The organism is Terriglobia bacterium, assembly GCA_020072565.1.
Classification (GTDB): domain Bacteria; phylum Acidobacteriota; class UBA6911; order UBA6911; family UBA6911; genus JAFNAG01.
Map to the genome: position 1 here is coordinate 19,407 of JAIQGI010000043.1, position 22,971 is coordinate 42,377.

Annotated in this window: 32 protein-coding genes; 28 read left to right on the top strand and 4 right to left on the bottom strand. The window is 55.5% G+C overall.

The features are described 5' to 3' along the window. Positions 1 to 27: 27 nt before the first annotated feature. Together LAP85_21870 and LAP85_21875 are read right to left on the bottom strand one after the other, a co-directional pair. Positions 28 to 2,523, bottom strand: coding sequence for an ADOP family duplicated permease (locus tag LAP85_21870; GenBank protein MBZ5499055.1), 2,496 nt, complete (start codon positions 2,521 to 2,523; stop codon positions 28 to 30). Positions 2,524 to 2,533: 10 nt separating this feature from the next. Beyond that, complete coding sequence (locus LAP85_21875) at positions 2,534 to 2,860, bottom strand: PadR family transcriptional regulator (GenBank protein ID MBZ5499056.1); 327 nt, start codon at positions 2,858 to 2,860, stop codon at positions 2,534 to 2,536. A gap of 232 nt (positions 2,861 to 3,092) precedes the next feature. Here LAP85_21875 and LAP85_21880 point away from each other — a divergent pair, with 232 nt between their 5' ends. From LAP85_21880 to LAP85_21960, 17 genes are all read left to right on the top strand, one after another. Further along, positions 3,093 to 3,350 carry a hypothetical protein gene (locus LAP85_21880; protein MBZ5499057.1) on the top strand — a complete coding sequence of 86 codons (258 nt, stop codon included), beginning with the start codon at positions 3,093 to 3,095 and terminating at the stop codon, positions 3,348 to 3,350. A 12-nt stretch (positions 3,351 to 3,362) separates the two neighbouring features. Continuing rightward, the gene (locus tag LAP85_21885; GenBank protein ID MBZ5499058.1) at positions 3,363 to 4,667 is read left to right on the top strand and encodes a hypothetical protein; all 1,305 of its coding nucleotides are present in this window, start codon (positions 3,363 to 3,365) and stop codon (positions 4,665 to 4,667) included. Positions 4,668 to 4,716: 49 nt separating this feature from the next. After that, positions 4,717 to 5,082 carry a hypothetical protein gene (locus LAP85_21890; GenBank protein ID MBZ5499059.1) on the top strand — a complete coding sequence of 122 codons (366 nt, stop codon included), beginning with the start codon at positions 4,717 to 4,719 and terminating at the stop codon, positions 5,080 to 5,082. Then, positions 5,066 to 5,266, top strand: coding sequence for a hypothetical protein (locus LAP85_21895; GenBank protein MBZ5499060.1), 201 nt, complete (start codon positions 5,066 to 5,068; stop codon positions 5,264 to 5,266). Before LAP85_21890 ends, LAP85_21895 begins: the two co-directional genes overlap by 17 nt. A gap of 16 nt (positions 5,267 to 5,282) precedes the next feature. Beyond that, on the top strand, positions 5,283 to 5,495 hold the full coding sequence (locus LAP85_21900) for a hypothetical protein (GenBank protein ID MBZ5499061.1): 213 nt from the start codon (positions 5,283 to 5,285) through the stop codon (positions 5,493 to 5,495). A 225-nt stretch (positions 5,496 to 5,720) separates the two neighbouring features. Then, a complete protein-coding gene (locus tag LAP85_21905; GenBank protein ID MBZ5499062.1) occupies positions 5,721 to 6,062 on the top strand; it encodes a hypothetical protein in 342 nt (113 codons plus the stop codon). Then, positions 6,059 to 6,409, top strand: coding sequence for a hypothetical protein (locus tag LAP85_21910; GenBank protein ID MBZ5499063.1), 351 nt, complete (start codon positions 6,059 to 6,061; stop codon positions 6,407 to 6,409). The genes LAP85_21905 and LAP85_21910 overlap by 4 nt, the downstream gene beginning before the upstream one ends. 2 nt (positions 6,410 to 6,411) lie before the next feature. Further along, complete coding sequence (locus LAP85_21915) at positions 6,412 to 6,624, top strand: hypothetical protein (protein ID MBZ5499064.1); 213 nt, start codon at positions 6,412 to 6,414, stop codon at positions 6,622 to 6,624. 38 nt (positions 6,625 to 6,662) lie between these two features. Next, positions 6,663 to 6,899: a hypothetical protein gene (locus LAP85_21920; protein MBZ5499065.1), complete on the top strand. Its 237-nt coding sequence runs from the start codon at positions 6,663 to 6,665 to the stop codon at positions 6,897 to 6,899. A 76-nt stretch (positions 6,900 to 6,975) separates the two neighbouring features. Next, positions 6,976 to 7,257, top strand: a complete 282-nt coding sequence (locus LAP85_21925; protein MBZ5499066.1) for a hypothetical protein — start codon at positions 6,976 to 6,978, stop codon at positions 7,255 to 7,257. A gap of 43 nt (positions 7,258 to 7,300) precedes the next feature. Beyond that, positions 7,301 to 7,549, top strand: a complete 249-nt coding sequence (locus LAP85_21930; GenBank protein ID MBZ5499067.1) for a hypothetical protein — start codon at positions 7,301 to 7,303, stop codon at positions 7,547 to 7,549. Between the two features lie 23 nt (positions 7,550 to 7,572). Continuing rightward, a complete protein-coding gene (locus tag LAP85_21935) occupies positions 7,573 to 7,917 on the top strand; it encodes a hypothetical protein (GenBank protein MBZ5499068.1) in 345 nt (114 codons plus the stop codon). After that, positions 7,914 to 8,129, top strand: a complete 216-nt coding sequence (locus tag LAP85_21940) for a hypothetical protein (GenBank protein ID MBZ5499069.1) — start codon at positions 7,914 to 7,916, stop codon at positions 8,127 to 8,129. The genes LAP85_21935 and LAP85_21940 overlap by 4 nt, the downstream gene beginning before the upstream one ends. Positions 8,130 to 8,359: 230 nt before the next feature. After that, a complete protein-coding gene (locus LAP85_21945) occupies positions 8,360 to 8,611 on the top strand; it encodes a hypothetical protein (GenBank protein ID MBZ5499070.1) in 252 nt (83 codons plus the stop codon). 347 nt (positions 8,612 to 8,958) lie between these two features. Then, on the top strand, positions 8,959 to 9,171 hold the full coding sequence (locus LAP85_21950) for a hypothetical protein (protein MBZ5499071.1): 213 nt from the start codon (positions 8,959 to 8,961) through the stop codon (positions 9,169 to 9,171). A gap of 403 nt (positions 9,172 to 9,574) precedes the next feature. After that, positions 9,575 to 9,910 carry a PadR family transcriptional regulator gene (locus tag LAP85_21955; protein MBZ5499072.1) on the top strand — a complete coding sequence of 112 codons (336 nt, stop codon included), beginning with the start codon at positions 9,575 to 9,577 and terminating at the stop codon, positions 9,908 to 9,910. Between the two features lie 11 nt (positions 9,911 to 9,921). After that, complete coding sequence (locus tag LAP85_21960) at positions 9,922 to 12,624, top strand: ADOP family duplicated permease (protein ID MBZ5499073.1); 2,703 nt, start codon at positions 9,922 to 9,924, stop codon at positions 12,622 to 12,624. A gap of 17 nt (positions 12,625 to 12,641) precedes the next feature. On the opposite strand, the gene LAP85_21965 is transcribed toward LAP85_21960, so the two are convergent. Continuing rightward, positions 12,642 to 12,800, bottom strand: coding sequence for a hypothetical protein (locus tag LAP85_21965; protein ID MBZ5499074.1), 159 nt, complete (start codon positions 12,798 to 12,800; stop codon positions 12,642 to 12,644). A 370-nt stretch (positions 12,801 to 13,170) separates the two neighbouring features. Between LAP85_21965 and LAP85_21970 the strand changes: the two genes are divergently transcribed. Beyond that, positions 13,171 to 13,542, top strand: coding sequence for a BlaI/MecI/CopY family transcriptional regulator (locus LAP85_21970; protein ID MBZ5499075.1), 372 nt, complete (start codon positions 13,171 to 13,173; stop codon positions 13,540 to 13,542). Positions 13,543 to 13,887: 345 nt separating this feature from the next. On the opposite strand, the gene LAP85_21975 is transcribed toward LAP85_21970, so the two are convergent. Further along, positions 13,888 to 14,214 (bottom strand): hypothetical protein, encoded by a 327-nt coding sequence (locus LAP85_21975; GenBank protein ID MBZ5499076.1) that lies wholly within the window; start codon positions 14,212 to 14,214, stop codon positions 13,888 to 13,890. 542 nt (positions 14,215 to 14,756) lie between these two features. On the opposite strand from LAP85_21975, the gene LAP85_21980 reads away from it, so the two are divergent. From LAP85_21980 to LAP85_22025, 10 genes are all read left to right on the top strand, one after another. Next, the gene (locus LAP85_21980; protein MBZ5499077.1) at positions 14,757 to 15,233 is read left to right on the top strand and encodes a JAB domain-containing protein; all 477 of its coding nucleotides are present in this window, start codon (positions 14,757 to 14,759) and stop codon (positions 15,231 to 15,233) included. A gap of 6 nt (positions 15,234 to 15,239) precedes the next feature. After that, positions 15,240 to 15,509, top strand: coding sequence for a hypothetical protein (locus LAP85_21985; protein ID MBZ5499078.1), 270 nt, complete (start codon positions 15,240 to 15,242; stop codon positions 15,507 to 15,509). A 302-nt stretch (positions 15,510 to 15,811) separates the two neighbouring features. Next, positions 15,812 to 16,141 (top strand): hypothetical protein, encoded by a 330-nt coding sequence (locus LAP85_21990; GenBank protein MBZ5499079.1) that lies wholly within the window; start codon positions 15,812 to 15,814, stop codon positions 16,139 to 16,141. Positions 16,142 to 16,155: 14 nt separating this feature from the next. Next, entirely contained in the window at positions 16,156 to 16,827 is a 672-nt protein-coding gene (locus LAP85_21995; GenBank protein ID MBZ5499080.1) for a hypothetical protein, read from the top strand. Continuing rightward, positions 16,824 to 17,021, top strand: coding sequence for a hypothetical protein (locus LAP85_22000; GenBank protein MBZ5499081.1), 198 nt, complete (start codon positions 16,824 to 16,826; stop codon positions 17,019 to 17,021). Before LAP85_21995 ends, LAP85_22000 begins: the two co-directional genes overlap by 4 nt. Positions 17,022 to 17,030: 9 nt before the next feature. Beyond that, positions 17,031 to 17,705 (top strand): hypothetical protein, encoded by a 675-nt coding sequence (locus LAP85_22005; GenBank protein ID MBZ5499082.1) that lies wholly within the window; start codon positions 17,031 to 17,033, stop codon positions 17,703 to 17,705. A 473-nt stretch (positions 17,706 to 18,178) separates the two neighbouring features. Next, a complete protein-coding gene (locus tag LAP85_22010; protein ID MBZ5499083.1) occupies positions 18,179 to 18,571 on the top strand; it encodes a BlaI/MecI/CopY family transcriptional regulator in 393 nt (130 codons plus the stop codon). A gap of 451 nt (positions 18,572 to 19,022) precedes the next feature. Beyond that, complete coding sequence (locus LAP85_22015) at positions 19,023 to 20,420, top strand: TonB family protein (GenBank protein ID MBZ5499084.1); 1,398 nt, start codon at positions 19,023 to 19,025, stop codon at positions 20,418 to 20,420. A gap of 52 nt (positions 20,421 to 20,472) precedes the next feature. Continuing rightward, complete coding sequence (locus tag LAP85_22020; protein MBZ5499085.1) at positions 20,473 to 22,464, top strand: redoxin domain-containing protein; 1,992 nt, start codon at positions 20,473 to 20,475, stop codon at positions 22,462 to 22,464. A gap of 166 nt (positions 22,465 to 22,630) precedes the next feature. Next, positions 22,631 to 22,966, top strand: coding sequence for a PadR family transcriptional regulator (locus LAP85_22025; GenBank protein ID MBZ5499086.1), 336 nt, complete (start codon positions 22,631 to 22,633; stop codon positions 22,964 to 22,966). Positions 22,967 to 22,971: the final 5 nt, after the last annotated feature.

Below are 22,971 nucleotides of genomic sequence, written 5' to 3' on the forward strand. Positions count from 1 at the left end.
AGAAATCGGGGGAATCACGCTCATTGATTACTCGTAGCGCAAAACTTCCGCCGGATCTACACGCAGGGCACGTCTCGCCGGCACGACCGCAGCCAGAAGGGCAACAAAAAAGAGGATGCCGAAGCCTGCTGCATAGCTGATCGGATCGAGATTGCTCATGCCAAACAGAAGAGCACGAAGGGCACCAGAGAGTGCGATTGCAGCGACAAGTCCAGCTGTGCCCCCTGCCAGAATGGGCCACGTCATTGACGCCAGAGCAATCCGCAGGATCTGGCCGGAATCCGCACCGAGCACCCTGCGAATGCCGATCTCTCGTGAACGTTGGGAGACCGTGTACATTGCCAGGCCGAATACACCCACCGCAGCCAGGACCAAGGCAAGCGTTCCGAGCGCACTGAGAGCAAGCGCGATGACAACCGTGGCCTGAGTGACCTTCTGAAAGGCGGCAGTCATCGTACTGAGCTCCAGAACGACCTTGGCGTCGACGGAGTTTGCAGCGGCATTCAACAAGGCAGGGAGCCGGTCATTTTCGCCGTCATATCGTACGACCAGGGTTGCTGCATTGGCCTCTCCTTCGGTAAGTGGCTGGTAGAGTTCGACGCCTTCCTCGCCCAACAACCGCCACGCACGCGTGCTTTCCGCAATGCCGACAACGGTTTGCTTACCTGCGTAGATTCTGCCCAGTGCGTCTTGCCCAGGCCAAACCGCACGCGCCATAGCCTCGCTTACGATGACGACATTTCGATCACCCGCTTCGAAGCCGCGGCCTCGCAAAATGCGTATGCCCATGGTTCTGAAGTAGTCGGGATCTGCTTCGACAATATGCACTACACTCCCGTTCTCTGGCAGCCTGACTGTTGTCCTTGTCTGCCCGAAAGGAACTGCAATTGCTGCGGAAACCGCCACGACTCCCGGGATACCCCGCAAGCGGATTTTCATGTCCTCAATATATGCTTGCGCGCGTGCGGCGCTGTAACTATGGGTTCGGAAATGCGGATTGACAATCATCAGACGCGTGTAATCGATTCCCGGATCTTGGAAGGTTATGCGCGCGGCACTCTTTGCCAGCAGGCTTGCGAGGATCACCAGGATGCAACTGCCTGCAATCTGCACACCCAGCAGCCCCACACGAGCTCGCGAAGCCCGCACCGCCGAGCATGATATTCCCAATGCCGGAGTTAGCCCGAATATCAGCAGGGAGAGCAATGCCAGCGACGCTGTAAACAGTATTACCCGCCAGTCCAGCGATAGCCTGATTGGTTGAGACCCGGAAACAACCGTGAACACCCGCGCCCCTGCATAGCCAAGTAATGAACCTGCTGCGGCACCAAGTGACGCTAGTAGCAGACTTTCTGTTAACATTTGGCGCACAATGCGCTTCCGATCGGCTCCGATCGCCATCCGGATGGCAATTTCGCGCTGCCGGCAAAGGCCTCGAGCGATGAGCAGCGTCCCCAGGTTGCCGCAAGCCACCAACAGCACGAGGAGCACGAGGAAGGTCGCCATGGCAATCATCGGAATGGCTCTTTCAGGGATATTCGCCCTGGCGCCCGGCACGGCTTTAAGCCATTCTCCTGCCCAAACCTTGGTAGTATCTTGGGCACCGCGCAGCGAAGCGAGAGAATTCAAAGCCTGCTCTGCCGCCACCGGTGTCGTGTCAGGTTTCAAACGCCCATACATTAAAATCGCACTGGACTTGCTATCATCCAGGAGGCGGCTGTCTGACACGAAGCGAGGATGCTGAACAATCGGCAGCCAACCGTCAGCAGGGAGTGCCGGGGAGAGCCCGACGAAGTCCTCGGGTAATACTCCCGCGACAACTACCTTCTGGTTGTTTATTGTGATCGTGGTGCCAATGACCGCAGGATCGCTGCTGAAGCGCCTTGTCCAGAAAGTGTAGCTCAGTACAACACGCGGATCTGCGCCGCGATTGTCGTCAATGTACGGATCGAAAAGCAGACCGCGAACCGCTCGGGCGCCGAGTTCATGAAAGTAGTTGGCGCTGACAAATTGAGCTCGGACCCGCTCCGTTCCCTCTTGCCCGAAAGTCATTTCCTGATCGACCCGCGCCATCAGGGCCGAAAACACTCCGCTGTGCTGCCTATAGAATTCGAAGTCGGGATAGGGGATCGCGGTTGACATGGCGCGCGGGCTGTACCGTACCAAGCGGTAGATCGTGTCCGGGTCACGAACTGGAAGTGGCTTCAGGTACACTGCATTGAGCAGGTGAAATGCACCGATGTTGACGCCCATGCCCAGCGCCAGGACGCAAACAGCTGAAAGCGTGAAGCCCGGAAACTTCCGTAGCATTCGTACACCGTACGAGAGATCCTGCCCCAATCGGTCAATCCACATCCAACCCCAAGCTTCGCGTGCATCTTCGCGTAATCGCAGGATGTTGCCGAAGTTGGCGCGCTCTTCATAGGCCATACTATCGCGGTGCGCTTTCATCTCAGCCTCGAGTTCATGGTCAAACTTGTGGCGGCGGATCAAGTAATATACTCGGCGGAGAAGTTCGCGCATCGCGGCATCCTCAAGCAGTTCTGAGAATAGTTTGGATGGCATTCGTGGTCTGCTCGTACTCGGAGAGCTTGCTATCCAATTGCCTGTGCCCAGCCGGGGTCAGTCGATAAAACCGAACGCGGCGGTTTGTGTCCGAGATTCCCCATGCCGCCTTGACATAGCCCTTCCTCAACATGCCCTCGAGAGCCGGATAAAGGGAGCCTTCTTCGACTTTCAAAACATCGCCAGAGAGACTGTGAATCCGCTGGGCAATGGCGTAGCCATGGAGCGGTTCTGATTTGAGCACTCGCAAAACTAGCATTGTGAGTGCACCTTGTGGCATGTCTATCTTAGGCATAGGGTACCTAGGTATATGTAACCTATGCGTACATCACTTTGCAAGAAGAAAATGCGTAAAATGCGATTCAACCCAGTGTTTATCCAAGATCGAAACCGCCTCAGTCTGCTCGGCGCATCCTCTGGGCACGCATGGGAGTAAATAATTGATAATTAAAGAGTTGTGTAAGCTTATTAGATTGACAATGCATTGTCACCCTGATAAGATCTAAGCATAACGGAGGTGAAAACAAATGAACGAGATGACGGTTGAACAGAAAGTCAGGGTGGCGCGGAAGGCGATCGACAAGTTAATGGAGACCATACCGCTGGATGTCAATGGCTTCGAGATTGACGCCAATTTTGTTCGGCGGTTCCGATCGGTGCTTCGCGCGCTGCACCTATCCTTTCACGATTTCGCGGAGACGATGGACTTTATCATCCAGATCGAATTCGCCCATGACGCCTATTCGTCCGCTTTCGATCAGTTCCTTTTCTGCACGGCAGCCTGAGGGGCGCACTCCATGAAAGCCACTTACAGGATCCCGGAGCAGAACCTGGAAGAACTTAGAGGCAGAATCGAGAAGCTGAACCGGCGATGCGCCCGGATCGGGGTATCCCCCATTACGTTGACGGTCGCGGGCGAGGAGATGGTGGTCGAGAAAAAGTTCGTCCAGCGCGCTTTCACTGAAGACGAGATCCTTTGGGGTGGGGCCGGCGGATCGATGGTCGACAGCTTTCGCAAGGTTTTTGAAATCAAGGTCGAGGGCGAGACGCCAAAATACGAAGGCTGGGAATTCGTGGCGGTCATCCAGCACGAGGAGGCGGGTAACATCCTGCGGACGGTGCCGGGATTCGAGGGCGAAATCCCTCTGCAATACCGGACGGCGCAAAGATGGTGCGACTACTGCCAGATCGACCGGGGCTGGAAGGACACATACCTGATCCGCCACGAGGACGGGACCTGGAAGCAGGTCGGTCGCAATTGCCTGAAGGACTTCATGGGCCACGCAAACCCGCATCAGCTTGCGGAATTCGCCGAAATCCTGATCGACCTCGGCGATCTGTGCGCGAGCGCACGCGACGACGACTGGATGGGAGGCAGGGAGCGGATTGCGCGGTCCTGGGCGATTGAAACGTGGGTGGCGATCACAGTGGCCTACATCCGTACCGACGGCTGGGTCAGCAGGAAGGAACAGGACCTCAAGATGGTGCCCGCGACGGTCGGCCGCGTGTTCAATCACGTGAACCCGCGGTTCACAGGAAAGCGGGCGGAGGTAATCGATTCCGACTACGCCGAAGCCAAGGCCGCAATCGAGTGGGCGCGTAACCTGCCTGCCGACCTCAACAGTGACTACCTATGGAACCTGCGGGTTGCCTGCTCGAGCGACTACGTCAGCGCCAGAGCCACCGGGATCGTATGCTCGCTGATTGTGAGCTATCGGCGGGCGATGGAGCGCGAGATTGAACGCCGGAGGCGGTTTCAGAGCGACAAGGACAGCGAATATTTCGGCGAGGTCGGCAAGCGAGCCGTCTACGAGCTGACCGTGACCTTCACCAAGGAAATCGACAGCAACTACGGGTTAATGACGCTCGTGAAATTCCGCGATCGGAACGGCAACGTGGCCACGTGGTTTGCTTCCGGCCGCCCGGATTGGTTCCAGATGGGGATGACGCACAAGGTGAAGGCAACCGTGAAGAAACACGAACTTTACCATGGCGTCAAGCAGACGATCCTCACCAGAGTGGCCGAGGTCAAGCCGAAACCAATTGTTCCTGAGTACACGGAGGTGTTGGCGGCTGAGGAAGCGATGGCTCTCGGGCTGTAGCAATCGATCGCTCCCGCCAGCTTCCGGGCGGCGGGGCAGGAGGTACGCGATGAGATACAACGTTCACATTTTTGCGGTTGTCCGGGTGAAGGTGCCGGACGTTGAGGCCGTGTCACATCAGGACGCGATCAAAAAGGCAGTCGAGAGCACAGACCTGAATGAGGTGTTCGATCGAGTGAGCCCCGTGCCCGGCGTCGAACATACCGAATACGGTGAGGAGATCTCTCACTACCTGGTGGACGAGGTCGGCGACGAGGAGTGCCGGCGCTCGACCTTCTACCAGGATGCTCGCCACCTTGAGGTGATCAGCAACGACAAGTCAGAAGGCATCGAGGTCTACTCAGAGGAGCCGGAGCCTGCGGATCTTGACTCTGGGACCAGGGCAGGAGGTTATCAGCATGAACGGCTTTCCTAACCTGGCCGAAGGTGAAACGCAGATTGTCCGGGTCGTCGAGCCCTGTGGCTGCATTGCCTGCAAGGATGGCAGTCCGTGGTTTATGTGCAGGGATCCCCGAGAAATCGCCCGCTATGAAGTCGCCAGCTCGAGAGCCATCAAGATCATCCGCGAGCTGCACCCTGGCAAGGACCTGGTTTATTAAATGGAGGCCGATTTCAGTGATTACAGTCTACTGCGGTTATCAAAAGAAGGGCCGGCGCTTCAAGCTCACCTCCGACAAGGATTGCCTGCCGCCGGACATCGACTACTACAGTGAGCGCGCGCTGCTGGACATGGAGGCGGTCAGGGCATGCGTCGAAGCGCTTGAACGCGCCGGGTTTGCCGTGTGCGCCGATTTTGGAGAGTGGTTCTACGAAACCGATGCCGCCTGAAAACGGCCAACACGGAGATTTGCATGGAACGCAAACAGGTCAATCTGAGGCAGTGGATGGAGGCAAATCTAATCTACGCCAGGAGTGGCTGCAGGCCGGCGTCGAATTGGACGACTCTTCGAGAATTGCGCTGAACTGGGCGTATGCGTTCAAGGATGCAGGCGCTCACATCACCGACGTGCAAATCCTCAAGGTATACGAATCGATGACAGAAGGGAGCAGAGCATGAAACTCAAACAAATCATTGAGATCGCGGATCGGGCATACAGCGACGACGGCGCCGTAGCAAGGGCTTTCGAGGCGGAGACGGGTTCCATTGACGAGTTGCTGGTCGGCGATTCGCTGGCAGTCTTCATCGCCAGGGAAATCAAAGAGACCTACGACCCCGACGCTGCCAGGGAGCAACAGCTTGGCGAGGCCTACCGGGTAATGTCGGTTGCCCACGAGCAACTTGAGAACGTGCTAAACGCCCTAGCCATGGCAAGCACAAAGCGCCCATCGAAAAGCGCGGCGATGCGGATTCCTGGGATCAACGACAAACGAGCGCACAAAGGAGGGATCGCATGAGCAACGACAATTGGGAAGGGGAGGAAGTAATCTCCGTCTACGACGACTGCCAGGCGATCGAAGATGGCGTCATCGTGGACATCTCCGAACTGGGTCTAGACTTCCGAGGCCGGCCACTCAATCGCATAACCCGTGGCCTGTGGGACGACTTCCAGCCCTTCATCACCTTCGAGAGCACCTTCCCGGGATTACAGGCTCCGACGCCGATGGAGGAGCTGAAAAAGATCATGCGTACGAAGCTCCGGCTTGCATCGCACGAGGGCGGCATTTGGAAACTCCCGCCGGGATTGTGGCTGATCGAGAACGAAGTGCACGGATGGACAGTGATGAAACCAGAGGAGTATTGACCATGAGAGAAACTGAGCAGAAGCACCGCCACTATCTGTCGATTGACGAGACTGGCAGGTGGTCACTCATTATTTACGATAGCCTGCCAATGTGCGCACCGACCGCCGAAGGGAACGCCAGAGCGCTATGGATAAGGTTTCGCGAGAGCAACCGCCATCTGGAACTGCCGGAAGTTCCGCCCGTGTGGGATGGCGCATATGGCGCTTTCAGATAAAAAAGAACTGCTGGAACCAGAGGAATACCAGGAGGGGTATGAAAAAGATCGAGGATCTGACGACTGAAGAACTTAGAGAGATTTTGAGTGCGGTGCAGGAGATCCTGTATCTGGACATCACCTATTCTGAGGGACTGGGCGAAGATGTCGAAGCCTGGAATCCGCACAAGGAATGGGAAATCGAGACCCTGGATGCCATCGCATTTCAACTAAGAGCCCATGGGCTGGAGCCTGAAGAAGAACTTGAGAGGGCAGAAAAAAACGACAAGGCCTGATTTCTCTTGCTTTATTAGATTGACAATGCATTGGCAATCCGATAGAATTAGATCATAAAATCAGGAGAAAAAGACAATGAAAAACACCCAGGCGCAGCAGATGACGGTGGATCAGAAGGTTCGGGCGGCCCGCAAGGCGATTGACAGGCTGATGGTGGCAGAGGCTGACATGATCGAGAGGATGGACTGCGAGGTGGCGGCGTTTCAGACTGTCCGGCGCTTCCGGTCGGTTCTGCGGTCCTTGCACCTCAGTTTCAGGCAGTTCGCGGAAGCCATGGACGGCCTGATCCGCATCGAACTCAGCCGCGGAAACGACTCGGTGGCCCTGGACCAATTCTATTTTTGCACGGCAGCGTAAAACGCGCCCCTGGCCGGAGCGGCAGACAGTTATGGAGACTCACATGGCATACGACGTGAAGAAGGACATTACGGTTGCGAGCAGGGTGGCGCTCAATGACGGGACGAACACCCTGATCGTGTGCATCCAGCGGTACAACGGCGGCGAGCCCAAGATCCAAATCTCGCGGACGGTGAAGCTCAACAACGGCGAGACCCAGTACGTGAAACAGGGCAGGCTGACGTTCGCGGAGTGGGAAGCAGTGAACAAGGCGGTCGGCGAGATGCAAGCCGAACTGAAAGCAGCGAAATAACGAGGGGCATGATGCCAAGAGGAATGTTGGTTTCAATCCTAAAGGACAGCGACGGCTGCGACTGCACGAACCATGGCGTGACCTCGCGGATCAAGGAGGCGGTCCTGGTCGGCGCCGGGATTCCGGAATTGGCTGAAGCCAGTCCAGACCTCCCTGTCCTGTACGTCTATCCGTGGTGTGGGCACTTCAAGGCATCGCCGGAAGCAGCCATCGGTTTTGAGGAAGTCAGCGGCAGGCATGTGGCGAACGGGAAGATTCCCATATTCGAGCATCAATGGATGTTCGGCGGCAATTGGGTTTGGTCGTCGGACTCGCGATTTCCGGCAGTGGCACCGATCCCGGTTCACGACAGGAGGGAAGGTCAATGATTCGCGCAATTGATCCAGTCACGGAGATCGAGGCAAAGGGCCGCAACGGATACTTCAAGGTGGCACGCGCCGTGACCTTTGCCACCGAGGATGGGAAGTACGCTGACATCTGCTTCTACTCCAAGAGACAGGGCGACAGCGCCCCCCTAATCATCAAAGGGGAGCCGGCAGCCCTTAAGGCCCTTCTCGGTTTGCTTTACAACAGCATTTAGGGGGGTGCAGTGATGGCCGCACTAAGTCGCTTACGACGATATCAGATTCATGGCAGACGGTTACTTTGCCACCCTGAATGTATCAGTGGATTCCGCGAGGACCGGCGGGCCGGTCTGATCTACGGCCCATACATGCTCAGCAATGGCAGGTTCGCGAAAGATGCAGAAGAGGCGTCACGGAAAGAGCGGTTCTGCCCCTACTGCGGTCGAAGATAGGGATGGCGACCAAAATGGACGCACGAACAAGAAGGCAGATCAATTGTGAGTTATTCGACCTGACCCGCACGAATCCGACGCTGGGAATCGGCATCGGCCAGACGATCGAGATCATCCAGAAGCACCTGGGCGAGGACGCGGCGGATGTCGTGGCCGGAATCTACTGTGGCGAATTTGGCGAATCCCGCGAAATCATCCCCGGGCACAACTCTGCGCTCGTCCTCCAGTGGGGCTATAAGCGACTCGAAGTAGCCTACGTAAGCTGAGGATTCAGGCGGGCTGGCAGAATCGAGTGCTCGGGCGTCCGCAGAGCAGGCAATTACAGTCATGATCGAAAGGAGGTTCCAGAAACAAACTGACCAATTGCAATAATTCCCACCAACAACCCGCACCAAACCACCGCAGCAAGACCCGCAGGCCATCGCGCCTGCGGTTCCCCTGTCGCGTCCAGCAGAGCGAGTGTCAACATAGTGCTCGAGCGGAATGGCCAGGCCCTCCTGCCGATAGACTGCCTTCCAATCAGTGGTCACGCCACGTTCTTCCGCCTCCTTGCCTTCACGGCCTGAATCACCTCGTCCACCTGTGCACGCCTTTATTCGTCGGACAGCCGCGAATGATCGAGGTCGGATTCGAAGTTGTGAGTGCTTTCAACGGCGGGATTGACGAGGCCGGAACAATCGCGACCAAGCGCGTTGAGGAACGCGCTCGCGTAGCCGCTCTCGTTGGAGCCTGCCCGCTGGAAACCGGGATCGAAAGCGCGCAAGCGACGGTCAGGCCGGAAGTCGGGGCCCTCCCAGAATCCATCAGTCCAAACACGCGCTCCTGAATGCGTCGCATCCCGGTTGCGGGATCGTGCTCGAGGAGGCGCAGTTTCTTAAGCCGCTTGTATACCCAGAAGGGGAGATCGATCTCGACGCCATGAGGATTGAGGATTTTGCGGTCGAATTCGTCAGACAAAGCTTCGCCAATCAGCTGCTGGTTGTTTTGGGAGCTCCAGCCCGCTCGCGTCAGAATTGATTCGATGTAAGCGCAGCAGTCCAATATGACTCTGATCTACTACACCGGAAAGCCTATTTGTTCTCTCTGAAATCTGTCAAGGCTATCTGTACCAGTTTTTCATTTCGTACCGTCGGTACACACTCAATCATGCCCGGTAAATTTCGGATTTTCGTTGACAGGCCAGCCGGTATGGATTTAAGATGAATTTGCGACCATCGACAGGAGAGCCTATGACCCAATCAAAATCCGAAGTTCTGCAAGGCACGCTGGATCTGCTCGTGCTGAAGACTCTCGAATCTTTGGGGCCTATGCACGGGTGGGGTGTGGCGAGGCGCATCCAACGGGTATCGGAGGACGCGCTCCAGTTATCCCAGGGGACCATCTATCCTGCGCTGTTGCGTCTGGAGCAGCGCGGCTGGATTCTCGCCGAATGGGGCACCTCGGAAAACAATCGGAAGGTACGGTTCTACACCATCACCAAGGCGGGACGCCGGCAGCTTCGCGAGGAAACCGCGAGCTGGGAACGCATGATGGCGATCATCAATCGTGTACTTGAAGGCGCATAGTGGGAGGAAAAATGCTGGCATCAATCCGAGCGTTCTTCTGGCGACTCGCGCATCTTACACGTCGCTCAAAATCACAGGTTACTCTTGATGCCGAGCTTGAATTCCATCTACAGATGGAGACCAAGGAGAACCTCCGAAACGGTATGAGCCCGGAGCAGGCGAAGCGGGCCGCATTGCTGGCACTGGGTGGCATCGAACAAACCAAGGAAGCATACCGTGAAACCACGTCAATAAGATGGCTCGATGTACTCTGCCAAGATATGCGCTATGGCCTGCGAATACTGCGCAAGAATCCTGGTTTCACCTTGGCTGCCTCCTTATTGATCGCATTGGGGATCGGCATCAACACAACGGTCTTCAGCATCGTAGATGTTGTCCTGTTCCGACCGTTGCCCGTATCTGCGCCGGAAGAGCTGGCATACCTATACCCATCTCAATCCAACGCTCTCTTTTCCTATGATTCCTATCTGATGTTCCAAGAAAACAATCCAGCTTTCGTCGAAATGCTTGCACACGCCCCGGTGTCGGCAAAATTCACGGCTAACGGAGAAACCACGCAGCTCATAGGTGAGTTGGTCACGTCTAACTATTTTTCGATGCTGGGGATAGAACCCTTGATCGGGCGAGGTTTTATCGGGAAGGGGGCCGAGGCAAACGATCAAACCGAAATCGTTATAGGACACGATCTATGTAACCGACTATTTGCCAACACCAACGATGCCATAGGCAAGGCCATCACTCTCAATGGCGGCCAGTTCACCATCATTGGCGTCGCGCGAGCTGGATTCAAGGGCATATCAGCACCGTGGAGCCCCACTCAGTTTTGGATTCCAATTGCCTCCTGGGCTAAGCTCATGGGATACCCCCTCAACCAATGTCCTGCATATCCGATTGGGAGATTAAAACCGGGCGAGACTATCAAGGAAGCACAAGCAATTACTGCTACGCTGTTTGTCACTCGGAATCCGACATCAAAAGCATCCAGCTTGCTCCTGCTCCCATCTAGCAGGCTTCGACTTCCATTCGACCGAACTGGAGCAATTGTGCCCGCCAAGCTCGCGGCAGCCCTACTCATTGTTACAGGCATTGTTCTGCTGACTGCCATCGCAAATCTCGCCGGTGTCCTGATGGCACGTGGCGTCTCCCGTAAAAGAGAAATAGCAGCTCGATTGGCGCTTGGCGCTCCAAGATGGCGGATTGTCCAGCAACTTCTAACGGAGAGTGTCTTGCTTGTCCTCCTCGGTGGCGCATTCGCCATGGGACTAGCCCGTCTTTTGATTGGTTTGTACGTCGCGAATACTCCTGCCCGATTTAGCGCTCGACAGGTTTTCTTGGATGTGTCGATGGACGTTCGCGTCTTTTTCTTCACATTCTTGCTCTGCATCGTTACTGGAATATTAGTTGGTCTGGGGCCGGCACGACGGGCTTCCAGAATCGACCTGATGCGAGAGATTTCCGGAGGGACTGCATCCCCCTCCGCCCACGAGAGATCAAGCCTTCGCTACTGGATTGTTATCCCCCAGATCAGCTCTTCGCTCGTCTTGCTGCTTATGGCTGCCGGATTCATTGCAGTCTTATTAAGATCGGAATTTGCCGATCCCGGTTATACCTCCAACAACTTAACTGTCGTTGATCTCTCTATTTCCGATGCGCTTGTTTCCTCAATTCCGGTTCGGCGTGGAGGCGAAATCCCTCCGGAGGATCAATCGCGTCTTACCTGTCAGCGCATCCTTACCAGCATGCAATCGTTGCGTAGTGTCGACAGCTTTTGTTTGACGACCCGCTCGCCATTCCTTTCTGGTATGAGAAGGAGCACTATTATAGATAAAGATCAATTCCTGGCCGGCAATTCGCAAGGCTTTTCAATAGACGAGACATCCGTCTCGAGTCAATATTTCCGGATTACCGGGATTCATTCGCTCAGGGGACGTTACTTTGAAGATCGAGATATGAATTCTTCTCCTCCTGTGGCGATTGTGAGCGAGAGTCTGGGACGAGCTCTCTGGCCCGGCCAGAATCCAGTCGGGAAATACATTGCATCCTTCAATCCGCTGTCAAAACAATCTTCCGGAAAATGGTTTGAGGTCATAGGTGTTGTCCGGGACGTAAGGCCCGCGCTCTCTGAAGGCGGTCCAAATCCGATTGCTTATTTCGCATTTGACCAAAATCCGCTTCCCTTTGTTTCATTGATCGTACGCGGACAGGAGAATCCTCTAGTTATCGACAGGCAGGTAAAGAAAACCATAAGCAGTGCAGGCGTCAATGTTGAGATCAAGAACATCGCCAGCATGAGGGATGCAGTCGGTGAACTTCTATACCCGCGACGCATGATCACGGCTATCCTCACATTATCCGCACTATTCGCCTTGTTGCTTGCAACCGTCGGGATTTATGGTGTTATTAGTTATTCCGTGGCACAACGAACAAAGGAATTTGGGATTCGCTTCGCGCTGGGAGCAGAGGAAATCACAATAATGAAGCTCGTAGTAACCGAGGGAGCTAAGGTGGGGGCAATAGGAGCGATTTTGGGCATCATTCTCGCCATCGCAGCTTCACGAATCGCCTCGAGTATAATTATGCCCATCCCTGTAATTCAGTTAACTGTCTCTGCCGTTGTCATTGTCGCAATGGGATTTATCATCTTGATTGCCAGCTACATTCCAGCGAGGCGTGCTTCGAAGGTGGATCCAATTAAGGCCCTGCGTGATTTGTAGCTGCAGTCGCGTTGCTTTTAAGGGGGAACAATGAGAGCTGCATTTTCTAATGCAATAATCACAGGAGTATTTGCAATTGTATTTGCATCGCCCGATTTCAGCGGCACTTGGGTTTGTAATCCGATAAAAAGCGGAGCCAAAAGCGCTTCGGGGAACACTGAAATAACACTTGTCATTCGGCACACGAGCAGACAACTGAATATTCTTCGCAGAATCGAGGTCGCAGGCAAACAAATCGAATCGAATTACCAATTTGAATTGGACGGTGGCGAGCATACGGTGTCCTCTTCGGGCTTCGGGACATATAAATACACGGCCAGGTGGATCGGAAACGAGCTAATCATTGATGGAACTCGCTCTATGGCGAGTAAATCAGTGCCACACTCGTTCACCTACTCGCTCTCCGCGGATGGCAAGAGTCTGAATGTATCAGAGAGTCTCGGGCAAGGTGTTCAGCCAACCAAACAGGTGTACGTTAGAAAATAGCATTCATGTATATCGTTAGCAACGCATAGGTTAGTGCCAGGGACATGCAAGAGAATTGAGATGAAAAGCAACTCACCTTCCCAATTGCAGCTGGAGATGCTTAGGCTCATCTGGAAACACGGTTCTGCAACTGGTCGCCAAGTGCAAAACGCATTGGTTTCGAATCACCCTTTAAGTTACTCAAGCGTTCGAACCATTTTGCGCAGGCTTGAAAAGCGCGGCTACGTACGGCATCAGCCAAGTGTCAAGCCCTATGTTTATGAAACAACCATCAGGCCGCTTGGAATTGGCGCGGGACTGGCAAAGCAACTGATTGAAAGATTTTATCGGGGTAGAGTCAGATTGTTCCTGCAGGATATGGTAGAGGAAAAGGTCTTGCCGTTGCGCACCATCCTGAGGTTCAGTAGGAACGGACATCGAAATACTCGGTAGGAACGAGACCTTGGTGTAAGTCGACACCTGACATGGAACGGATTATTGCACCTCGGGCGGCTCAGCCACTGGTCGCCGCCGAATGGCAGTATGCATCTTGGGATTTCCTCCTCTCAGGGGAGATCTTATCCAGAAATGCGATCACAGCGCATCTCTACGGTACAGTCAGTGGAGCCTTTGAAGCTGTTCAACCGTCCTCATCCGAGATGACGTTATCCTGACGCACATTGAGAAGTTTTTCACGGCCTTTCAGTCGGACCCTGATTCTGATGCGCCTGCGATAGACCCAGCCGGTCAGGAAAGAACGCGCGGGAGAGTGCAGCCAAATTACATGGTCCCCTGGTTTCATGGAATGGCTCTCAGTCCTGACCGATCCGGATCGTTAGACTCCTCATAAGCTTGGTTCCGATCCCATTCGGCACGCATTTTCGCAATCCATTCCGAATTGGCGGTGACCTGAGCTTGGTGCTGCAACTCGCAAGCGATCTCGTAAAGCTCCGCGATATTCGGGAATCGCGAGAACCTCAGGACGGCACGATCGGAAAGCTGCTTCCAGTGCTCTGGATTCAGCCGCCAGCGTTCGAGCGATTTCAGATACCGCCTGGTCGTCACTTCCGACGGCTCGATCCTGTAGGCGGCCGCCAGATCCTCAAGCCACGCGATCAGATCCATGATTCCTTTCCTCCCGTTCTTTACGGATTTTGTCGAACACGGTTCTGGCGTCATCACCGGGACTCGCCCTTGCGCCGGAGTCGTACCGGCCTTCAAGGGCCCGGATCATTAGAACCGCGTATCTTATGGATTTTATTGGGCCGAAAGACAGTTCGTAATCAGTAGGCCCGCGTTGCAAATGCGACCGTTGGCTGCCGCAGAATCAACACTTGCAGACATTTGCCAAAATTTCTTAGATAGTGAGGAGCGCAGTCGCCGGCGACCGTAGCTTCCAAAGAGCCAAACCATCGGCAGTCACAAGCCACCACAGGCAAACAAGGCCGTTATCGGATGAGAAATTTCGTCTAAGATCCGGGGTTACTGGGGAAAACCTCGTTCGCAGAGACGCTAAAGATATCCTTGTTGGTTTTCCCCGCCACTGCGGCTCCAAAAATCAGCAAATAACGACAAGTCCCGACACAATCGATTGACAATGCATTGATATATCGTTAGAATGAGGGCATGAACAATCAGAAATTCCAAACAAACATTCAGGGGAGATTATGGACGCCAAAGCCGAGGTTCTGAGGCAGTACCGCATTCCTTGTTACAGAGTCTCCTTGGTACGTGAAGGCTCGGTTGCTTCTCCGCACCAGAGGTTCAGCAATTCGCGAGAAGTCTTTGAGATCATGCGACCGCTCACGCGGGATTTGGATCGGGAGCACTTCATCGTTCTCATGCTCGATTCGAAAAACAAGCTGATCGGCATGAACACCGTATCGGTCGGCTCGATAAGCACCTCGGTCGTGCACCCCAGGGAGGCAGCCAAACCGGCAGTGGTCCACAACGCAGCGGCAGTCATCGGGATCCACAACCATCCGAGTGGGGATGCAACTCCCTCTATCGAAGATCGGCAGTGCACCGAAAGGCTGGCGCAGGCATTCAAACTGCTGGGCATTCGGCTCTTGGATCACATCATCATCGGCGAGTCCGATTACTTCAGTTTTGCCGATGCTGGATTGCTCGGGCATGGGGAGTGAGCGCAAATGAGAATGACGATCGAGGTTGAAATGAGTAACGCTGCCTTTACTGAGGATGGCCCTGGGTCCGAGAGTCACGAGGCAGCCCGGATTCTCCGGGATCTGGCTGGCAGGATCGAATGCCATCCGCACTTCTCGCCCGGGCTCACGCAGGCATTGCACGACATCAACGGAAATAACGTGGGACGCGTCGATGTTCGTGGAGATCGAGTCCAGACCTCTCTGCCAGTCAATCAGACACTGGGGATCCACTCAACGATGGAGTCGAAGAGATGATGACCAGGATCGACATTGAGATTGACAGGCACGAGGCGGCAATCGAGGCCGGCCAACTCCCGGCGTATTGCCCGTTTTGCGAGGACACAGATTACGCATGGGTGCGGTGTGAACAGTGCGGCGCCCGGGTGTGCGAGCACTGCGCCGTCTCAATTGATGCCACCGGCCATCTGTGCCCGGTCTGCGCCCAGGAATCAGCCTGCGAAGAATGTGGCTGCGTGGGCGGCGATCACTTCCCGAGCTGCGCTTTTTTTGAATCTGTAACGGTTGACAATGCATTGGCCGTGTGAGGAGAGAATGCGATGCCCTTCGAACTGGAAACTTGTGGGTGGTGCGGCCTGCCAGATCCCGAACACAGGAGCGAGTGCCCATATGGCCGGGCTTGGGAAGATCGGACCGTCTACAAAGGTTTCCGGGTGTCGGACCTCCGCAAAGTCTTCAACAAGCTGGCGAACCCGCAAGACTGGAGGGGCCCGATCGCGGCATCGATGCCAGGCGAAGCCGTGCTGGGCGCCTGCGCAGCCATCGAATATTGCACGGCCACGCTTCCCCGGGTGTGTCTGGACACGCGAACGATGACCTACGTGGTTACGAGCGAAGGCTACCGAATGGGGCCGGCAGGCGATCACTGAGACCGGAGCGAGCAATGCAAGTGCAGTTGATTTCGTGGAACCGGAAGAAGCAGCGATCGATGGCTCACATGATCGCGACCGGCGGCGCGAAGACGCTCTGCGACAACATACCTGGAACCGGGACCGGGCCAGCCGGTTTAAACCAATATCCGCTCTGCCGCTGTTGCGTGGTGAAGGCTCGAAAGTTGGGGGTCCCGACGGAGTTTGTGCCTATTGTACCGGCGCCGCCAACGCCGAGACTATTGAAGTCGCCCGGCAAGAAGAAACCGTTTCTGCCTAATCCATACAAGAACATCCTGTGCGCGATTCAGTATCTCGGCGGCATCAATCCGCGCAAGCTCCGAAGGGCGGGCTGGTGGACGGAGTTTTATGAGTTTTTGCCGGCCAGTATCCGGCGGCGCATCTTTCGGCACGCCAGCACGAACAGCGTCGACTCGATCGCCACGGAACTTGCCGGGTACGGCTATCCGGTGGAGGACGCCGACAGCCTGCTCGAGTACCTGAAAGACCAGAAGAAGGTCAACTGGTCTCAGGAACCGCAAGAAGTGCAGATGACGAACGAAGACTACCTGGAACTGCGCATCAACGAACTGCTGATAGAGAACGAGGCGCTCCGGCAGCAAATCGAGAACCTGACCCGGGCGGAGGGATGCTTCGATCCGGTTGAAATGGAGGAGCCATTTTGAGAATCGACGAATTGGCACGCGAGATGACCGAAGCACAGACCCGGCAGCGCGAAATGGTACGCAGCGAGGTCGTCAACCGGGTGCTCCGTGCGCCCGAAACCCCAAATCAGAGCAAACGAACCATGCTTGGTTTGGATCGAAAGCGGCGGCCGCAAAAATCGGCGCCGATGTTTGAAGACAAGGGGCTTTTCTAGGGAGGAGTCATGTCATTACCAGCAGAGGAGTTTCAGTCATTTGCAAAAGCGATCGCGGCTGAGTTGGGCTGGACGTACCGCGAACGGGAAGCGGATAGACGGGACAGCGCGGATATCGATGGCCCCGATGGGATGAAGCTTTATCTGAACAACGGCTACTGGGATCACAGCCGAATCACAATCATGGGGAGCAGGCCCCAACAGAAAAACGGCAAACATTTCAGCGTGAACTGGCCCGACAACCTCAGGATCACAGTCGCGCCGAATCGACCGGCTAAAGCGGTCGCCAAGGATATCGAGCGGCGGCTGCTCCCCAACTATCGCGTGGCATTTCAGAAAGCCTCTGACGACATTGCGGAGCGTCATGAGCAACGGATGGAGGCAGAACGCATCGCCAACAACCTCGCCGGCATCCTCGGCTGCCAGGTCTCACAAAACAATGGAGCCGGCTCCGATTTCCAGATTCATCCCCGCAACCTGAGGAACGGCTACGCAGACATCAAAGTCAGCGAGTACTCGAACGAAGTGGAAATCAACCTGCGCTGGATCTCCGCGGAGCTTGCGGAACGCGTTTGCGCTGTCCTGAAACAGGAGGTATGTCACGAGCCCGCAATGGAAGCAATAGCAGAGCGAGCGAATCGTGGAGAGCATGAAGCCGAAGAATCTCAGGGAGCACGAGCATGAGACGTGTTAGCGCCAAACGGATAGAAGACTGGGAGGCAGAACTGGCGAGGATCGAGGACCAGATCCTGAAGAGTATTCGACGGGGGGAGGCGCGCCGCTTCGCGGCCCGGGCCGGTTGGAATCGGCATCAACGCCGCAACTGGTTGATTGATCACATCTCTTCCGCGAAAGCACAGAAAGTCGCATCTGCTTCCCATACGACCGCAGTACCAAACCCCTGACTGACTCTTGAACACCTGACGCATTAGGCGTTACTGGGGGGTAACGAAGTCGGCGTAGCCGCACTCAGGTGCGATGGGGAAAATCCCATCCCCGCATTTTAGTCGATCGCTTCATCAATAAGATCTGGCGCGACCCTCGACCAAGAATCTCTCATTGAAAAGCTCTTGTTGACATGTCCTTGGGTCTGGTATATCTTGTGTCCTACACGCGTAGGACACATACCGACAAATCTGGAGGAACGCAAGAAGATCATGAAAGAAAGGCCGAAGGGCACGTTCGGCGAACGAGAACTTGATGTCCTTCAGGCGCTGTGGCGGCTTGGTTCCGCGACGGTAACGGAGGTGCAAGAGGAGCTGCACGAAAAGGGGCATGAACTCGCCTACACCACCGTACAAACGATTCTGAATCGACTTGAAGGAAAGGGCCGTGTCGCGCGTGACTCTTCCGATCGTGCGCACCGCTATCAGCCGCTGTTTCAAGAACCCGCGGCAGTGACGGGTGCCATCCAACGCCTGGCAGATCGGTTTTTCCGTGGTTCGGTGGAAGATCTCGCCACTCATTTGGTCGAACGGCATCTCACACAAAAGCAGCTTCAACGCATACGAGCCATGGTCGAAAAGAATCGCAAGGAGCCCCAGAAATGAACTCGACCTCTTCCCCGATTTCGGTGGCCATCTGCCTCCTGATCAATCTGACGCTGTTCGGGGCCTCTTTGGCTGCCGGAGTGGCATTGGCATTCCGGTTCATTCCGATCGGCCTGCCGAGGTTGAGATACCTGATCTCGCTAGCAGTTTTTGTTGCTGCTTCCATAATTCCGGTCCTTGTCACCCTGGGAATGCCTGCCACCATGCAGCCTTTCAGCTTCCCGGTCGTGATTCAAGGAGATGCAATTGGCAGGCTGCCGGCTCACGCGGCGCAGGGACTCTATCCTCAGTCGGATTCATCGGCCCAGCCGGGCATGTCTGGCTTAAGCGAGCGCTTGAAGGCATCTATTTATCGATTTTCTCAGTCTGCAGCCGCACCATGCTTGTTCTGGTTATGGCTCGGCCTCTCTCTCTCTTGCTCATGTGCCGGGAACTTATGGGACATCTTCAGATGGCACGCGCAAGGCATGGGTGGATGGATGCCCCTGCGGCGTTGCGGGAGCAGTTGAGCTTTCCGGCATGGACCCGTCTTTACATTGACCCGCACATTGGACCATGCGCAGTGGGATGGCTGCGTGCCGCCGTCATTCTGCCGGTGCGGATTTTTGGCGGCACGACGCCCGCGGCATTACGTCAAATCACGCTGCACGAATCATGCCATGCACGCTGGCGCGATCCGCAGATCAACTCTCTGTTGCGGCTGCTGCGGGCTGCGCTGTGGCCAAGTGTGCCGCTATGGTACCTACAGCACCTTATTCAAATGGAGCGAGAGGCTGCCGCCGATCAGGCGGCCATCGCAGGGACGCCAATCAAGGGCGAGTCGGACCAAGTAACTTTGGACTATGCTGCCGTCCTCATTTCCATCGCGCAATGGCCGCAGAATAGCAGATGCTCATCCTTCAGTCAGGCGGCTCCCCACGCTGGAAGCAGAAGCCGCTTGGAAAATCGTGTATCTCGCTTGTTGAAGGAATCGCCGCATTTGAGCCTCACACGTTCGACATTCGGGGTGGTTGCCTTGCTGAGCGGATTCATAGGAACTGCGTTCCTGCCTGCAGCGGTTTTTGACCCTGCAATCCCTTCTTCGGGAAATGCCGCCAGGTCGATTGGGGGGATACCGATCCGAGCTGACAACCAGGCCGAAGGGCCGCTGCTGATCTCTTGCGCGGGCTTCACGACAATTGATAATGGTCGAATCCAGGCAAGTGTGGCTCTGCTGAACAACACAAGCCGCCGCATAGCAGGATTTAGAATGCGCCTTGCACATGGGTACCTGCCGTTCGAGAGAGTGTTCCATATCTACGGAGTGAAGATTGAGCCTCGCCAATCTTACCTGGCAAATCTCGATTGGCAGCAAGGCCACCAGCCGGATTGGCACGCGCCTAATGCGGGACTCCTACAAGTTCTCGAAGTGCAATTCGAGGGTGACGCCCGAGCTCAGTCGGAGAATCTGCCCCCACGGATAGTCGTGAATAACCCCGGAGGAGGCACGATCCTTGTGTCAAAGACCGCCAGTGGTGAAGTGGAAGAGCCGATTCTGAAGAAGTCCGAGGCAGAGCTCATTTCCTCTGCCACTGAACGCGCCGCCCCTGCCTACCCCGGCGGCGGCATAGGCGAGCAGAATTCCAATGCGGTCCTGGTTTCTGTATTAATCGACGAATCCGGCAACGTGATCCGGGCGCGCGCGGTCGCCGGAAACAGGGATCAGCTGGCTGAAGAGAGGGCGGTCGAGGCCGCCCGGAAATGGAAGTTCGTCCCGGCAGTTGCGGAGGGCGTGCCGATCAAGGAATTCGGCAGCCTGACCTTTTTCGGACAGATGGATTTCTCCAGGGGATGGATCAGCATCCGATAATTGCGCTCAACCATCCGGCGCAAAACATCTTAGATTAAGGAGATTGGCGACTATGAGACCCGTTTTCATAGCACTATGGTTGACGTGTGTGTTGACGACAGGAATCGCCACCCAGACCGCTGACCTCGGGCGGCATCTTGATGACCCTGTACCACAAGCCGCGCGCGACCTGATCAAGCGTGGCATGGACCTCGCCGGCCGCGACCGCATTGATGAAGCGATTGCGACACTCAGGAAGGCGATTGATGCAGCTCCGACCTCGCTTGAGGCACATCGTGCCTACTTACAGATCAGGATCAATTTTCAAGCGAGGAAGGATGCCGCAAAAGCAGAGTACGAAGCTCTGATGGGAAGAGAACCGGATAATCCTATCTATCCGACGGCGCTGGCGTTGGAAATGAGAGGCAAGAACGAGCTGCCGTGGTTGACGAAGGCCGCATCGCTGGCGCCAAATTGGTCTTGGGGGCACTATGCGAACGCAATCCTGACATTGGGCCGATCATGGCTTACCATCAACGACACACTCGACGGCAAGGGAGATCAGGTCCTGGCCGAGCTTGACAAGGCCACTGAGATGAATCCGCATGTTGAGTCTTTCTACAAGACATCGATCTCCTTTCAGGAGGCTCTGGGGAGGATCGACGACGCGATTCAGACGGCGGGGAAGATGACCGCGCAGCCGGAGTTACGCGCTGCCGGGCTCCTCCAATTATGGCGCTTGCGCCTGACCAAGGCCAAAGCCTCAGTAGCTGCCAAAGACGCACTACAAGGCGAGTTGGCGCAACTGTCCCGTGGAAGCAGGGACATTGACCTCTTAACATCTATCTATCAAGCGTACGTCACCCTGCTGACAGACGCTTCCAATGCCAATGCGGTAGCCGCCGAGATCCGTAAGCTCGATCCTTCCTGGTATCCCGAACGCGGCAAGGCCATCAGCATTGTGGAAACGAATACCAGCGGCATCCCTTATGCGATTCTAGCGGCGAACCACCAGTTCGCAATTTATCAAAGAGTCAAAGAGACTGTGCTCAGGCGCAACGCCGACTGGCGGAAGACCGCAAGCCAGTTGGAAGGCATCCTCGCACTTCGTCCAAATCCAGGTCTGAAGAAACTGATTAACTACATTCTTTTCGGAACTGCCCGGAACGCCGGTGATGCAGCGGCCATGATCAAATATAACGACCAGATTCGCGCGATAGACGCCAATGATCCGGCGCCTTCGGCCATGATTGCATTGGTGCTGACAGACAATAAAGCTGATTTATCCAAAGCGTTGGACTATGCACGACGGGCAGATCTCGCCCTCGCAGAACTTCACCCAATGAAGTGCCCTCCTGACATTTCTGCAGATGATTTTGAATCCAGGTTCTCATTGGAAAAGCAACAAGAGAACTATCAGCGCCAACGATCGCTCGCATTGGACGCCAATGGATGGGTGCTTTTCAAGCTGGGGAATGGGAAGGAAGCCGAAGGAAAGCTCCGCCAGTCGGTTGAGATAAATCGCAATGAGACCAATCTCATCCATCTCGCTGAAGCACTCAAGCAGCTTGGCCGAGCGGAGGAAGCACGGAGGCTCGAAGCGGAAATCACCGATAAACTGGCGGTAACCGTGCGGAAGGAGTTCACAAGCAAACCGGCGGTAGATTTTCAACTTGAGGCGGTTAATGGCAGGAAGTACCGCCTGTCCGACCTCAAAGGGAAGATTGTCCTGATCAATTTCTGGGCCACCTGGTGTGGGCCTTGTGTGAGTGAGATGCCGCTCTTCCTCAAGATGTACGAAAGCTACAAAGACCAGGGATTCGAGATTCTGGCCATCTCCGGCGACGATCCCGGCGACCGGGGCAAGGTCGCGCAATTTGCCAAGGAGCACCAATTCAATTTCCCGGTCCTCTACGATGACGGCGTATCAAAGCTCTACAATGTCACGGGCTATCCAACCAGCATTTTCATTGATCGTCAAGGCAACATGCGATACCGGATGGAAGGAGGATTTGGATCCGACGAGCGCCGCATAGAAATGATCATCAGTGAACTATTGAAGTGATGTCTTTTCATTATGGCCGGATTCCGACGCCTGCACCAGGTTGCGAGACGGCCTCTCTGTCCATCCTGACATTCGAGTAAACGGCGATGATGTTCGACTGTTTTCTTGTTGACAGTTGCGCGCCAGAGTCTTAAGGTGTGCTTACGACCGTCTACAGGAGTGAGCGATGACGCAACCTAAATCCGAAGTATTGCAGGGCACTCTCGACCTCCTCGTGCTCAAGACCTTGGAAACCATAGGACCTATGCACGGCTGGGGCGTATCGCGTCGAATCCAGCAGGTGTCCGACAATGCCCTTCAGTTGACCCAGGGCACAATCTACCCGGCACTCCTGCGCCTGGAGCAACGCGGCTGGATTGACGCGGAGTGGGGCATATCGGACCAGAATCGCAGGGCGCGATTCTATTCCATCACCAAGGCAGGCCGCAAACAGCTCCGCGAGGAAACGGAGAGCTGGGAACGCATGATGGCGATCATAAACCGGGTGCTTGAAGGCGCGTAGTAGGA

What these genes read in the sequence shown, in the direction of transcription:
- LAP85_21870 (MBZ5499055.1), bottom strand. Translation starts at nt 2,523, where the DNA reads ATGCGCGAACTTCTCCGCCGAGTATATTACTTGATCCGCCGCCACAAG.
- LAP85_21875 (MBZ5499056.1), bottom strand. Translation starts at nt 2,860, where the DNA reads ATGCCTAAGATAGACATGCCACAAGGTGCACTCACAATGCTAGTTTTG.
- LAP85_21880 (MBZ5499057.1), top strand. Translation starts at nt 3,093, where the DNA reads ATGAACGAGATGACGGTTGAACAGAAAGTCAGGGTGGCGCGGAAGGCG.
- LAP85_21885 (MBZ5499058.1), top strand. Translation starts at nt 3,363, where the DNA reads ATGAAAGCCACTTACAGGATCCCGGAGCAGAACCTGGAAGAACTTAGA.
- LAP85_21890 (MBZ5499059.1), top strand. Translation starts at nt 4,717, where the DNA reads ATGAGATACAACGTTCACATTTTTGCGGTTGTCCGGGTGAAGGTGCCG.
- LAP85_21895 (MBZ5499060.1), top strand. Translation starts at nt 5,066, where the DNA reads ATGAACGGCTTTCCTAACCTGGCCGAAGGTGAAACGCAGATTGTCCGG.
- LAP85_21905 (MBZ5499062.1), top strand. Translation starts at nt 5,721, where the DNA reads ATGAAACTCAAACAAATCATTGAGATCGCGGATCGGGCATACAGCGAC.
- LAP85_21910 (MBZ5499063.1), top strand. Translation starts at nt 6,059, where the DNA reads ATGAGCAACGACAATTGGGAAGGGGAGGAAGTAATCTCCGTCTACGAC.
- LAP85_21915 (MBZ5499064.1), top strand. Translation starts at nt 6,412, where the DNA reads ATGAGAGAAACTGAGCAGAAGCACCGCCACTATCTGTCGATTGACGAG.
- LAP85_21920 (MBZ5499065.1), top strand. Translation starts at nt 6,663, where the DNA reads ATGAAAAAGATCGAGGATCTGACGACTGAAGAACTTAGAGAGATTTTG.
- LAP85_21925 (MBZ5499066.1), top strand. Translation starts at nt 6,976, where the DNA reads ATGAAAAACACCCAGGCGCAGCAGATGACGGTGGATCAGAAGGTTCGG.
- LAP85_21930 (MBZ5499067.1), top strand. Translation starts at nt 7,301, where the DNA reads ATGGCATACGACGTGAAGAAGGACATTACGGTTGCGAGCAGGGTGGCG.
- LAP85_21935 (MBZ5499068.1), top strand. Translation starts at nt 7,573, where the DNA reads ATGTTGGTTTCAATCCTAAAGGACAGCGACGGCTGCGACTGCACGAAC.
- LAP85_21940 (MBZ5499069.1), top strand. Translation starts at nt 7,914, where the DNA reads ATGATTCGCGCAATTGATCCAGTCACGGAGATCGAGGCAAAGGGCCGC.
- LAP85_21945 (MBZ5499070.1), top strand. Translation starts at nt 8,360, where the DNA reads ATGGACGCACGAACAAGAAGGCAGATCAATTGTGAGTTATTCGACCTG.
- LAP85_21950 (MBZ5499071.1), top strand. Translation starts at nt 8,959, where the DNA reads ATGATCGAGGTCGGATTCGAAGTTGTGAGTGCTTTCAACGGCGGGATT.
- LAP85_21955 (MBZ5499072.1), top strand. Translation starts at nt 9,575, where the DNA reads ATGACCCAATCAAAATCCGAAGTTCTGCAAGGCACGCTGGATCTGCTC.
- LAP85_21960 (MBZ5499073.1), top strand. Translation starts at nt 9,922, where the DNA reads ATGCTGGCATCAATCCGAGCGTTCTTCTGGCGACTCGCGCATCTTACA.
- LAP85_21965 (MBZ5499074.1), bottom strand. Translation starts at nt 12,800, where the DNA reads ATGACAAGTGTTATTTCAGTGTTCCCCGAAGCGCTTTTGGCTCCGCTT.
- LAP85_21970 (MBZ5499075.1), top strand. Translation starts at nt 13,171, where the DNA reads ATGAAAAGCAACTCACCTTCCCAATTGCAGCTGGAGATGCTTAGGCTC.
- LAP85_21975 (MBZ5499076.1), bottom strand. Translation starts at nt 14,214, where the DNA reads ATGGATCTGATCGCGTGGCTTGAGGATCTGGCGGCCGCCTACAGGATC.
- LAP85_21980 (MBZ5499077.1), top strand. Translation starts at nt 14,757, where the DNA reads ATGGACGCCAAAGCCGAGGTTCTGAGGCAGTACCGCATTCCTTGTTAC.
- LAP85_21985 (MBZ5499078.1), top strand. Translation starts at nt 15,240, where the DNA reads ATGAGAATGACGATCGAGGTTGAAATGAGTAACGCTGCCTTTACTGAG.
- LAP85_21990 (MBZ5499079.1), top strand. Translation starts at nt 15,812, where the DNA reads ATGCCCTTCGAACTGGAAACTTGTGGGTGGTGCGGCCTGCCAGATCCC.
- LAP85_21995 (MBZ5499080.1), top strand. Translation starts at nt 16,156, where the DNA reads ATGCAAGTGCAGTTGATTTCGTGGAACCGGAAGAAGCAGCGATCGATG.
- LAP85_22005 (MBZ5499082.1), top strand. Translation starts at nt 17,031, where the DNA reads ATGTCATTACCAGCAGAGGAGTTTCAGTCATTTGCAAAAGCGATCGCG.
- LAP85_22010 (MBZ5499083.1), top strand. Translation starts at nt 18,179, where the DNA reads ATGAAAGAAAGGCCGAAGGGCACGTTCGGCGAACGAGAACTTGATGTC.
- LAP85_22015 (MBZ5499084.1), top strand. Translation starts at nt 19,023, where the DNA reads ATGGCACGCGCAAGGCATGGGTGGATGGATGCCCCTGCGGCGTTGCGG.
- LAP85_22020 (MBZ5499085.1), top strand. Translation starts at nt 20,473, where the DNA reads ATGAGACCCGTTTTCATAGCACTATGGTTGACGTGTGTGTTGACGACA.
- LAP85_22025 (MBZ5499086.1), top strand. Translation starts at nt 22,631, where the DNA reads ATGACGCAACCTAAATCCGAAGTATTGCAGGGCACTCTCGACCTCCTC.